Raw genomic sequence first — 11,472 nt, 5'->3', positions numbered from 1 at the left:
ATGGGAGTATTATTCCAATTCAGGAATTAATTTTACTAAATGAGTTACTGCTTCTTTTTCATCTTCACCTTCGGCTGAAATAGTAATAGTTGTACCTTGAGTTAAGCCTAATGTTTGTAATTTGAATAAGCTTTTAGCACTTGCACTTTTTCCATTTGATGTGACAGTAATTTCTGAATTGAAGTTTTTAGCTTCCTTTACAAATTGTGCAGCAGGGCGGGTGTGAAGACCGTTCGATGCAGTAATGGTTACATCTTGCTTGTACATAATTATTTTACTCCCAAAAATATATTTGTTCATGCGACAATATAAATAAAAACAGCTTGAAAGGCTAGTAAGATTTCACGGATATGTGACAATTAGTCAATCTTATTAGCGATACTTTACAAAGTAAGCTGAAATATTTATTAATATCGGTAAATTCGAGTGACTCTATCACTACATTTTTTAAATTCAACCTGACCGTGAATTCCTCGTTTGATATTTTCAAATACCATCTCTTCACTACCATCTAGTTGTGAGGCACGGATCTCGTCTCGGCAGAAAGCTTCAAACTTATCAAGTTCTTGTTCTCCATTGCCTAACTGATAATCTTTAGGTAAGTCTTGGCTGGTTATATAGGTATTATTCTGTACATCAAGAACAATCACACCTTTATTTTTCAGCCATGAACTACAAGCAGTTAACGATATAACTATATACAGTGATGTTAAAATTAATCTAAAAATGTTCAAAATAATTCCTTTATAAAGCACAATAACCTGTTTATTATTTACAGCTAGGCACAAATTATATACTAATAATGAGTGAAAGTGCAGAGGGATGTATTTTCACTATTATTATAAACTAATAAGGTGGAGTTAATGACTAATACCAAGATTTATGACGAGCTTAATCGTCAACTTATCCAAAATAAAGTTGGCATAACTGCAGCCGAGTTACATGGATTCTTATCTGGCTTATTAGCTGGAGGAAATCATGACGAAAGTTGGAGAGTGTTAGTTCAAGACATGTTGAATGATGGGCAAAAAATAGCTGAACCTTTAAATAAGGAAGTGGAAGAATTATATCATACAACTAAACAACAATTTATTGATGAAGATTTTGAGTTCCAACTTCTACTTGGTGAGCAAGATTTGTTTACGCAAATTGACGATTTAGTGGGATGGGTAAATCATTTTTTATTGGGTATTGGTTTAGTTCAACCAAAACTTAATCGAGTTAAAGGTGATGTGGGTGAAGCAATATATGATCTAAGACAAATAGCTAAACTCGGTTATGATGAAGATGAAGATCAGCAAGAACTGGGCTTTGCATTTGAAGAGATCAAAGAGTACGTTCGCATTACGGCGATGTTATGTTTTGATGAATTTAATGAACCCGATATCACACCAACACTTCACTAATATTCAAGATTACTGATTATCAAGGTAAACGCTATGATAGATATTCAGACCAAGACAGAACTGCTAGATCGGCGAAATAAATTATTGGCTCAGATGGAGCCAAATAGCATTGCCTTATTTTTTGCTTCGCCAGAAGTTAAACGAAGTAATGATACCCACTATCCTTATAGACAAGATAGTGACTTTTGGTATTTTACTTTTTTTGCAGAGCCAGAAGCGCTTTTGGCAATAATTAAACAACAAGACGGTCAAGGACGATATATTTTATTTAATCGCAAGAAAGATCCTTTAGCCGAAACATGGACTGGCTACCGCTTAGGCCAGCAAGAGGCATTAACAAAGATTTTAGTCGATGAGGCTTATCTTTTCGATGATATAGAGAGTGTTTTACCAAATTTAATAAATGGAAAAAAAGCAATTTATTATGCAGACCAACTATATGATTATGCTGACGAGATAATTAAGAAAGCAATCAATACATTACGGCAAGGTGCTCGATTCAAACTTTCTGCGCCGAGTACAGTTATTGATTGGCGACCAATTGTTCATGAAATGCGAATGTTTAAGTCTGAATATGAAATGGCTCTTTTACGTAAAGCGTGCGAAATCAGTGCTCAAGCACATATTCGGGCAATGCAAAAATGCCAGGCTAATTGGTATGAATATCAATTAGAAGCTGAAATATTACATGAGTTTGCATGGCATGGCGCTCGATGGCCGTCATATAATACTATTGTTGGCGGAGGTAATAATGGTTGTATATTGCATTATGAAAATAATAGCGACACGCTCAAAGATGGCGATTTAGTCTTAATTGATGCAGGTTGTGAATATCATTATTATGCAGGTGATATTACTCGAACATTTCCGATTAATGGTAAATTTAGTCAAGCACAACTCGAAATATATAACATTGTGTTAACTGCGCAATGTACAGCTATCAAATTATTGAAACCAGGCACCTCAATATCATTAGTTAATCAAAAAATTATTCGGATTATGGTTGAAGGATTAGTTAAGCTTGGAATTATGCAAGGTGATGTTGAAACATTGATTACAAACAAAGCTTATTTAGCATTCTATATGCATGGATTAGGTCACTGGTTAGGTATTGATGTGCATGATGTTGGCAGTGATCGTGATCGCATACTCGCTCCGGGTATGGTCTTAACCGTTGAGCCTGGACTTTATATTAATAAAGATGCTGATGTGCCAGAATGTTATAAAGGTATTGGGATTCGTATCGAAGATAATATTTTGGTTACCGAAGCTGGCAACGAAATTTTAACCTCAACGGTACCTAAACAACCGCAGGAAATTGAACTTTTAATGCAAAAGAATAGATAAACTATTTATCAACTAAGCACTAATTGAATTATAAAATTAGTGCTTTTACAGTTTTTTATTTAATAATGGTTATTGATTGAGGAATGAGTGATTAATTGCTTCCTAAGCTAATTGAACTATCACGATTGAAAACAATTTTTATTTTGAGATCTTTTCCAGCAATCGGCTTATATTTCCACATTTTCATTGCAGAGATAACCGAGCGATTAAAAATATTATTAGGTTGGGCTTCAATAATCCTAATATTTTCAACGCGACCCTCACTAGTTACATCAAACATAGCAACAACATAACCTTCTAAGCGCATATCTAGTGCTCTTCGAGGATATTCTGGTCGATTACGACTAATTGGAGAGGGATTACCAGAATATTGTCGATTATCAGATACTTTAGGAGCTACTGAAGTATTTGCTATATTATCACTTATCACATCTTGTCTAACTTGTTGACGAGATGATTTTTGTGTCGGTGGTTTTTTCTTATTTGGTTTAGGTTTAACAATAACTGGTTTATCTGGCTCTGTTGCTGGTTTTTTTTGTTCTATTTCAGGTGTAGGTTCCGGAATCTTTTCTTCAACGACTTCTGGCTCTACGACTGGTTCTTCAATTGGTTTATTGTCAATGATTTCACTGTTTTCAGCACCTTTGATTTCAGGTGTTTCTTCAACCAATGATTGTTCCGGAGCTGCTAACTGAGTAAGGTCAATCATGACAGCTTTAATTGAATTATCACCTTCATCAACAACGATATTATTTGCAAATAGAGCAGAGCTGAACAATAATCCAAATAAAAATAAATGTGATATTACAGAGATCGATGTATATATATAGGCATCCTTTTGCTTATTAGAAGCAGGTGATTGCGGCTCTTTTTCGTTGTTGATATCTATATCAAAGTTGATCTTCATAACAGTAATTAATGTTCATTTAAGGTGTGTATTCTAAATGAAAATGCTTATCATTTGTAGTATTTTTTTAAATATGATTTAGCAGTACTTGTTGCATAAAAATATTTATCAGATAATAGTAAATAAATATCTCCCATTTGTAGTGGTTAGACTGATGAATAATCCATCGATAAAACAAATACTCGATCTAGTGCAAGATGATTTAGTTAAAGTTAATGAAGCAATACAAGCAGAACTTAGTTCCGATGTTGTACTAATTAATCAATTAGGGAATTACATCATTAGTAGTGGTGGAAAACGGATTCGCCCAGTTATTGCCTTGTTAATAGCTAAAGCGCTTAATTATCAGGGTGATAAACATATTATTACCGCAGCTTTTATCGAATTTATTCACACTGCAACTTTATTGCATGATGATGTTGTTGATGAATCTGATTTACGGCGAGGTAAATCAACCGCTAATGCGCTATTTGGTAATGCGGCAAGTGTCTTAGTTGGTGATTATATTTACACAAGATCTTTCCAAATGATGGTACGCACAGAATCATTCAAAGTATTGAAGATAATGTCAGAAGCAACAAATATTATTGCTGAAGGTGAAGTTCAACAGCTGATAAATTGCAATGATCCTGATATTACTAAAGAGCAATACCTACAAGTTATTTATCGCAAAACAGCAAGACTGTTTGAAGCAACATCGCATTCAGCAGCAGTATTAGCAGGAGCAACACCAGAGCAAGAATTTGCACTGCAAGAGTATGGAAAATACTTGGGTACCGCCTTTCAAATTATTGATGACTTATTAGATTATAGTGCGGATAGTAATCAAAAATTAGGTAAAAATTTGGGTGATGATCTCAATGAAGGTAAACCAACCTTACCATTATTGCATGCAATGCATCATGCTAATTCAGAAGATGCGACGTTAATCCGTCAAGCTATCGAGCAAGGTAATGGCAGGCATTTATTAGATCATATTTTAAAAGTTATGCAGTCGTGTGGATCTCTTGAATTTACTTTAAAAACGGCTCAACAAGAGGCCAATAAAGCATTCAATGTTATTTCAATCTTACCTGATTCCCCTTATAAAAAAGCGCTACAAGATCTGGCTTTACTATCAGTAAAAAGGGATAACTAAACGTGATGTGATATTGAAAAAATATTATTTATACGATTCGTTTAATAATAAAGCTTTTAGCGAAATATCGTAATAATCTTAAATTGATTTTACGTTGCTATGTAAACAAATTGCTTCCCTTAATATGCAATTACTTTAATCTAGGTAGTCATTATGCTCAAAAGATCTTGGCCTGTTTTTTTAATTTTTATTTCGATGATATCAGTGCAAGCAAGTGCTTCATTTGCTAAATACTTGTTTCCTGTACTAGGGCCTGAGGCGATGACAGCATGGCGGTTGTTTTTCTCAGCGATTTTATTGGTAATAATCTTTAAACCTTGGCGTAAAACTATTACTAAGTCAGCCATTAAATATATTATTCTGTATGGTGTCGCTATGGGATGTATGAATTTGGCTTTTTATAATGCCATATCTCGAATCCCAATAGGAATTGCTGTGGCAATAGAGTTAACTGGACCAATTATGGTTGCGATGTTTTCTGGGCGCCGATTAACTGATTTTGTTTGGTTAGCTATTGCGATCATTGGATTGGTGATGTTGCTTCCTATTCATCAGGCTTCTAACGATTTGGATCCTATCGGTATATTACTAGCTTTATGTGCAGGAAGCTGTTGGGCCGGTTATATTGTTTTTGGGCGAAAAGCGGGTGAAATTTATGGTGCCTCAAGTGTTGCGGTAGGTTCGATTATTGCCTCAATATTACTCTTTCCTATTGGTGTATGGCACAGTGGTAGCACCATGTTTTCGATGGATCTGTTGCCTCTCGTTTTTGTCGTTTCATTATTGGCGTCTGCTATTCCATATGGCCTGGATATGATCGCTTTGCCACGATTACCCGCACAAACTTTTAGTACTTTGATGAGCTTGTCACCTGTATTTGCTGCGTTTTCTGGATTAATTGTTTTACACGAACAGTTAACTCATTATCAATGGATTGCTATTTTATTTATTATAGTTTCATCGATTGGTACTGTATTAACTATGCAGCGTCCAACTAAAATTAAAGCGCTAAATCGAGAAAATTGAGTTTATTGAAATACTATCGTGTAACTTTGCACGATAGTATTTTATTGAAAGAAAAGCGAAGTAAAATGTTATCTAGGTGGGAAGCCCATGCCTCCACCCATTAGACCTTTCATTTGGCGCATCATCTTCATCATGCCACCACCTTTCATCTTTTTCATCATTTTTTGCATATCTTCAAACTGCTTAAGCAGCTTGTTAACATCTTGCACTTGGGTTCCAGAACCATTAGCAATACGGCGTTTGCGTGAGCCTTTGATGATTTCGGGATTAGCTCGTTCTTTTAATGTCATCGAACCAATTATGGCTTCCATCTTGATGGTGATTTTATCATCCATCTGTGCTTTGATATGATCAGGAAGTTGACCAACGCCAGGTAGTTTAGCCAGCATAGCGCCCATTCCACCCATATTACGCATTTGTCGAAGTTGATCTTGGAAGTCATTAAAATCAAACTTATCGCCTTTTTTGAGTTTTTTAGCGATTTTCTCCGCCTTTTCACGATCAACATTACTCTGTAACTCTTCAATTAAAGAGAGTACATCACCCATCCCTAAAATACGTGAAGCGATACGGTCAGGATAAAAAGGTTCTAATGCATCCGTCTTTTCACCCATCCCTAAGAATTTGATTGGTTTACCGGTAATATGACGAATCGATAACGCCGCACCGCCACGAGCATCACCATCCACCTTAGTTAAAATAACCCCGGTCAAAGGTAATGCGTCATTAAATGCTTTTGCCGTATTAGCAGCATCTTGCCCGGTCATGGCATCGACCACAAATAACGTTTCAATTGGATTGATTGCATCATGCAGTGCTTTGATTTCATCCATCATCTCGCTATCGACATGTAATCGACCAGCGGTATCGACAATAAGGACATCAAAAAATTGTAATTTAGCATGTGAAATTGCTTTGTTAACAATATCAATAGGTTTTTGATTGATATCTGACGGGAAGAACTCCACATCAATTGCTTTAGCTAGTGTTTCTAACTGTTTTATTGCCGCAGGGCGATAAACGTCGGCAGAGACAACTAACACTTTCTTTTTCTGTTTTTCTTTTAAAAATTTTGCTAGTTTTGCGACGCTGGTAGTTTTACCCGCACCTTGCAAACCTGCCATGAGAATGACGGCTGGAGGCTGGGTGGCTAAGTTAAGTGAACTATTAACTTCACCCATAGCTGTAGTAAGTTCTGCTTGAACGATTTTGATGAATTCTTGGCCTGGTGTTAGGCTTTTATTAACATCTAAACCAACAGCTTTTTGTTTAACTTGGTTAATAAATTCTCGTACCACAGGTAGGGCAACATCAGCCTCAAGTAATGCCATACGGACATCACGTAGGGCATCTTTGATATTATCTTCAGATAAGCGTCCACGCCCACTAATATTGCGAAATGTCTGTGATAAACGGTCAGTTAAATTCTCAAACATGCTAACTCTCAACAAATGAAAAAATTTTCAACTATCATATCAGAAAATTGGCAGAAGTCCCATGATCATAAATTTACCATGACTTGACACCAAATTTGGTTCCTGTTGAAATGAGATGCATAACAAGATGAAAGGAGAAATCATATATGGTAAAAGTTGTTAATACCAACAAAGCACCAGCAGCAATAGGTCCTTATGTTCAAGGTGTTGATTTGGGCAACATGTTATTTGCATCAGGTCAAATTCCAATTAATCCAGCTACAGGTGAGATGCCAAGTTGTGTCAAAGAGCAAGCTAAACAAAGTTTAGCGAATGTAAAAGCAATTGTTACTGAGGCAGGATATCAAGTTAAAAATATCGTTAAAACGACGATTTTTTTAGCCGATATGAATGATTTTGCGGATGTGAATAGTGTCTATGAGGCATTTTTTACAGAGAATCAGGCAACATTCCCTGCTCGTTCTTGTGTGCAAGTTGCTCGCATTCCTAAAGATGCGAAAGTTGAAATAGAAGTTATTGCGGTTAAATAATCGACTTATAATTGTTAGCACCGAAAGGTGCTAATGAAGTAAAAAAAGTTGAGGAACGGGGTTTTTGAGGTTTTTTTTATTTAAAATCCCTTTTTTGACCATCTATTCTAACGTTTTATATCCAAATCAGTCTTTTAAACGGTCTATTTTATTATCCTAAAATTATTTATATTTAAACTATTATTTAGTGATTGATTGCCAATTAAGTTGGTGCAATAATCTACAATTATCTATTGATATTTACTGATTTAATTAGGTTGGGAAAATGTTTGAAAAAGTAGAGTCGTACGCAGGGGATCCAATATTATCATTAGTCGCTGAATTCAATAATGATAAGCGCGAAAACAAGACCAATTTGAGTATTGGTTATTATTATGATGAAAATAGTGTGGTTCCTCAATTATCGTGTATTAAAACGGCTCGTGACTATATTTATCATCATCAACAAGGTGCACAACTTTATTTGCCGATGAGTGGCTTACCGAGTTATTGTCAGGCAATCCAATCATTGCTTTTTGGTGAAGATAATCCTGCTTTTCAAACAAAGCGGATAGCCACTGTTCAAACATTAGGGGGATCAGGTGCGCTGAAAGTCGGTGCTGACTTTTTATATCGTTATTTTCCTGATTCTCAAGTTTGGGTTAGTGATCCAACTTGGGAGAATCATATTGCCATTTTTAATGGCGCAGGATTTAAGGTAAATAAATACCCTTATTTTGATCCTCAGACTTGTGGCGTGAATTTTGATGCGATGCTTGAAACACTTAATACTTTACCCGCTAAAAGTATTGTGTTATTGCATCCTTGCTGCCATAACCCAACTGGTGCAGAATTAACAAACCAACAATGGGACAAAGTGATTGATGTTTTACAAAACCGAGATCTCATTCCATTTATGGATATCGCTTACCAAGGTTTTGGCGAAAGTATCGAAAGTGATAGTTATGCAATAAAAAAAGTGGCTGAGCGAGGATTGTGTGGGTTTATCAGCAATTCGTTTTCTAAAACTTTTTCACTTTATGGTGAGCGAGTGGGCGGTTTATCCGTTTTATGTGATAATAACCAAGTGGCTAATCGAGTGTTTGGTCAATTACAAGCAACGGTTCGTCGAAATTATTCTAGTCCTGCCGCTTACGGTGCACAACTTGTATCATACGTATTAAATAATGCTGAACTTAAAGCTTTATGGTTTACAGAAGTCGAATCAATGCGTAATCGTATTGTTAGCATGCGCTCAACATTAGTCGATTTATTAAAAACAGCAGCGCCTAAACAGAATTTTGACTACCTACTTAAACAAAGAGGTATGTTTAGTTATACCGGTTTTTCTAAAGAGCAAGTCGCACAACTAAAAGATGATTTCGCTGTTTATTTGGTGGGCAGTGGAAGAATGTGTGTGGCGGGTTTAAATCACCATAATATACATCGTGTAGCAGAAGCATTTGCCACAATCAAATCATAATGTGACTAACTAGAGGAGAATCACATGTTACGTAAAGTATTTATTTTATTGGTAAGTATCGCGATGACAACACTTGTAGTAGGTTGTAACACGGTTAAAGGTGTAGGTAAAGACGTGCAATCTGGCGGTAAAGCTATTACCAATACTGCCGAAGATGTTAGTGAAAAATTGTAAATAATAAATGGGTTTGCTTATAGCTTCTTAAAAGCAAACAAAACCATATGTATCGACTATTTATTTTAGCATTTTTACTTGTAGGGTGTGGTTCGTTGAACTTTCGAACTGCACCTTTAATCATGGATAATTGCCAGTATCCAAATCGTTCTGGTGTTGAATTTAAGTTAAACCAACTTGAATCCAATCTTACACAATATCCCCATATTTATCTTTCACAAAGTCGAGCTAGTCGACACTTACCCATGAGTTATGCTGGCTTAAAAGGCAAATTAACAGGTCAAACTTTTGAGCGAGATTATCCAAAAGAGACTTTTTGGCGTAGTACTAATATATTTGAAAGAGCATCAATGTATGATGATGGTTATGATGATCTTTACATTAGCGCCAAACAGAAAGAGGAACGCGATCGTAAAGCAAAGTTTGTTGTTAAAGAAGCTGTGTTAGAAACGTGTCAAATTGTTTATATTTCCATTGATTCTTTAGCTAAAGACAGTGATAATTCGTCATTAATTAAATTTAATGATTTATCTATTATTAATTAAGGATCTTTATATGACGGATAATCCAAAACTTAAAGGATTAGGTGGCTGGCTTATAGTTGTTGCAATATTCATCGTATTTACGCTTGTACTAAATCTATTCACTATTGGCTTTATTGTAATGACTTTGAAGTTCCATGGGAGTGATTTTATTAATCAAGTTTCTGACCAATATATTCCTAATATTAGTTGGATTTTATTTGTAGAAATAGGTCTAAACGCAATTTTAATTCTTTTTGCTATTTATTTGCTTTATCTTTTTTTTACTAAAAACTATAAATTTCCTTATTATATGCTAGGTTATCTAGTCACTTCATGTTCATTTCTTCTTTTGGACCAATATCTTTGTTATCATTATACTAAACTTCCGATCGAATCAAGAGAGATAGCTAAAACAGTAAAACAACTCATTTGGAGCGGTATTTGGGCTGCTTATATATTAAGATCAGAGCGAGTTGTAAATACCTTTGTTGAAGGACAATGTAAAAGTCATAACAATATAATTAATTAATTTATCATTTTATTATTTTAAGGAATTAAAATGCCATTAAATTTTGAATCATCTGTTAAAGGAAAAGTTAAAAAAGCAGTTATTCCTGTTGCTGGTCTTGGCACAAGAATGTTACCTGCAACCAAAGCGATTCCTAAAGAGATGTTACCTGTGGTTGATAAACCACTTATTCAGTATGTTGTCAAAGAGTGTATTGCGGCAGGGATAACTGAAATTATTTTTGTAACGCACTCGTCTAAAAATTCTATAGAAAATCACTTTGACACCAGTTTTGAGCTTGAAGCTATGCTTGAGGCCCGAGTTAAACGTCAACTTTTGCAAGAAGTACAAGGGATTCTGCCAAAAAACGTGACGATTACTAGTGTTCGCCAGGGGTTAGCAAAAGGACTTGGTCATGCTGTGCTTTGTGCTTATCCTTTGGTTGGTGATGAGCCTTTTGCTGTAGTATTACCGGATGTGATTATTGACGAGTATGATAGTGATCTTGCTCAAGATAATTTAGCGGCGATGATTAATAATTATCATAACACTAAACATAGCCAAATCATGGTCGAACCTGTACCAAAAGATCTTGTTTCATCTTATGGTATTGTTGATTGCCGTGGTGAAGAGTTATCAGCTGGTAATATAGCGCAAATGTATAGTGTAGTTGAAAAACCGTCAATAGAAGAAGCTCCATCTAACCAATCAGTTGTTGGGCGTTACGTTTTATCTGAAAAAATTTGGCCACTTTTAGCTAAAACGCCTTTAGGTGCTGGAGGTGAAATTCAATTGACTGATGCAATTGCGATGTTACTTGATGAAGATCGAGTGGATGCATACTGTATTAAAGGCCGAAGCCACGATTGTGGTAATAAATTGGGTTATGTACAAACTTTTGTACAATACGCAATGCGTCACAAAAGTTTAGGTGATGATGTTAAAGCATGGTTAAAAACCATTTAATTTTGTTTTTCCGCTGATATAAAAAGACGCCAATTGGCGTCTTTTTGT

General features: G+C 35.4%; 14 protein-coding genes. 10 read left to right on the top strand and 4 right to left on the bottom strand.

Annotated features, from left to right (window positions below; all coding sequences use genetic code 11):
- Positions 1 to 9 precede the first annotated feature (9 nt).
- Both ptsH and A9G07_RS11465 read right to left on the bottom strand, forming a co-directional pair.
- Entirely contained in the window at positions 10 to 267 is a 258-nt protein-coding gene (gene ptsH / locus A9G07_RS11470; protein WP_065561787.1) for a phosphocarrier protein Hpr, read from the bottom strand.
- A 140-nt stretch (positions 268 to 407) separates the two neighbouring features.
- Positions 408 to 734 carry a hypothetical protein gene (locus A9G07_RS11465; RefSeq protein WP_065561788.1) on the bottom strand — a complete coding sequence of 109 codons (327 nt, stop codon included), beginning with the start codon at positions 732 to 734 and terminating at the stop codon, positions 408 to 410.
- 129 nt (positions 735 to 863) lie between these two features.
- On the opposite strand from A9G07_RS11465, the gene A9G07_RS11460 reads away from it, so the two are divergent.
- Positions 864 to 1,406, top strand: a complete 543-nt coding sequence (locus A9G07_RS11460) for a YecA/YgfB family protein (protein ID WP_065561789.1) — start codon at positions 864 to 866, stop codon at positions 1,404 to 1,406.
- Positions 1,407 to 1,439: 33 nt separating this feature from the next.
- Positions 1,440 to 2,753: a Xaa-Pro aminopeptidase gene (gene pepP, locus A9G07_RS11455; RefSeq protein ID WP_065735226.1), complete on the top strand. Its 1,314-nt coding sequence runs from the start codon at positions 1,440 to 1,442 to the stop codon at positions 2,751 to 2,753.
- A gap of 91 nt (positions 2,754 to 2,844) precedes the next feature.
- Here pepP and A9G07_RS11450 read toward each other — a convergent pair whose 3' ends face one another.
- Positions 2,845 to 3,660 carry a TonB family protein gene (locus A9G07_RS11450; protein ID WP_065735225.1) on the bottom strand — a complete coding sequence of 272 codons (816 nt, stop codon included), beginning with the start codon at positions 3,658 to 3,660 and terminating at the stop codon, positions 2,845 to 2,847.
- Positions 3,661 to 3,814: 154 nt separating this feature from the next.
- On the opposite strand from A9G07_RS11450, the gene ispB reads away from it, so the two are divergent.
- Positions 3,815 to 4,798 (top strand): octaprenyl diphosphate synthase, encoded by a 984-nt coding sequence (gene ispB, locus A9G07_RS11445; protein ID WP_065561792.1) that lies wholly within the window; start codon positions 3,815 to 3,817, stop codon positions 4,796 to 4,798.
- Between the two features lie 153 nt (positions 4,799 to 4,951).
- The gene (locus A9G07_RS11440) at positions 4,952 to 5,824 is read left to right on the top strand and encodes an EamA family transporter (RefSeq protein WP_065735224.1); all 873 of its coding nucleotides are present in this window, start codon (positions 4,952 to 4,954) and stop codon (positions 5,822 to 5,824) included.
- A gap of 68 nt (positions 5,825 to 5,892) precedes the next feature.
- On the opposite strand, the gene ffh is transcribed toward A9G07_RS11440, so the two are convergent.
- On the bottom strand, positions 5,893 to 7,260 hold the full coding sequence (gene ffh, locus A9G07_RS11435; RefSeq protein ID WP_065561794.1) for a signal recognition particle protein: 1,368 nt from the start codon (positions 7,258 to 7,260) through the stop codon (positions 5,893 to 5,895).
- 146 nt (positions 7,261 to 7,406) lie between these two features.
- Here ffh and A9G07_RS11430 point away from each other — a divergent pair, with 146 nt between their 5' ends.
- From A9G07_RS11430 to galU, 6 genes are all read left to right on the top strand, one after another.
- On the top strand, positions 7,407 to 7,790 hold the full coding sequence (locus A9G07_RS11430; protein WP_065735223.1) for a RidA family protein: 384 nt from the start codon (positions 7,407 to 7,409) through the stop codon (positions 7,788 to 7,790).
- 265 nt (positions 7,791 to 8,055) lie between these two features.
- Positions 8,056 to 9,252, top strand: coding sequence for an amino acid aminotransferase (locus A9G07_RS11425; RefSeq protein ID WP_065735222.1), 1,197 nt, complete (start codon positions 8,056 to 8,058; stop codon positions 9,250 to 9,252).
- Positions 9,253 to 9,315: 63 nt separating this feature from the next.
- Complete coding sequence (locus A9G07_RS11930) at positions 9,316 to 9,426, top strand: entericidin A/B family lipoprotein (protein ID WP_370632592.1); 111 nt, start codon at positions 9,316 to 9,318, stop codon at positions 9,424 to 9,426.
- A gap of 47 nt (positions 9,427 to 9,473) precedes the next feature.
- Positions 9,474 to 9,971: a hypothetical protein gene (locus A9G07_RS11420; RefSeq protein ID WP_065735221.1), complete on the top strand. Its 498-nt coding sequence runs from the start codon at positions 9,474 to 9,476 to the stop codon at positions 9,969 to 9,971.
- A gap of 10 nt (positions 9,972 to 9,981) precedes the next feature.
- Positions 9,982 to 10,479 (top strand): DUF2569 domain-containing protein, encoded by a 498-nt coding sequence (locus A9G07_RS11415; RefSeq protein ID WP_065735220.1) that lies wholly within the window; start codon positions 9,982 to 9,984, stop codon positions 10,477 to 10,479.
- Positions 10,480 to 10,509: 30 nt separating this feature from the next.
- On the top strand, positions 10,510 to 11,424 hold the full coding sequence (galU, locus tag A9G07_RS11410) for a UTP--glucose-1-phosphate uridylyltransferase GalU (RefSeq protein WP_065561799.1): 915 nt from the start codon (positions 10,510 to 10,512) through the stop codon (positions 11,422 to 11,424).
- Positions 11,425 to 11,472 lie beyond the last annotated feature (48 nt).

This window comes from Gilliamella sp. wkB72 (assembly GCF_001693745.1).
GTDB classification, from domain to species: domain Bacteria; phylum Pseudomonadota; class Gammaproteobacteria; order Enterobacterales; family Orbaceae; genus Gilliamella; species Gilliamella apicola_E.
This window is presented reverse-complemented; position numbering and strand designations above follow the sequence as displayed.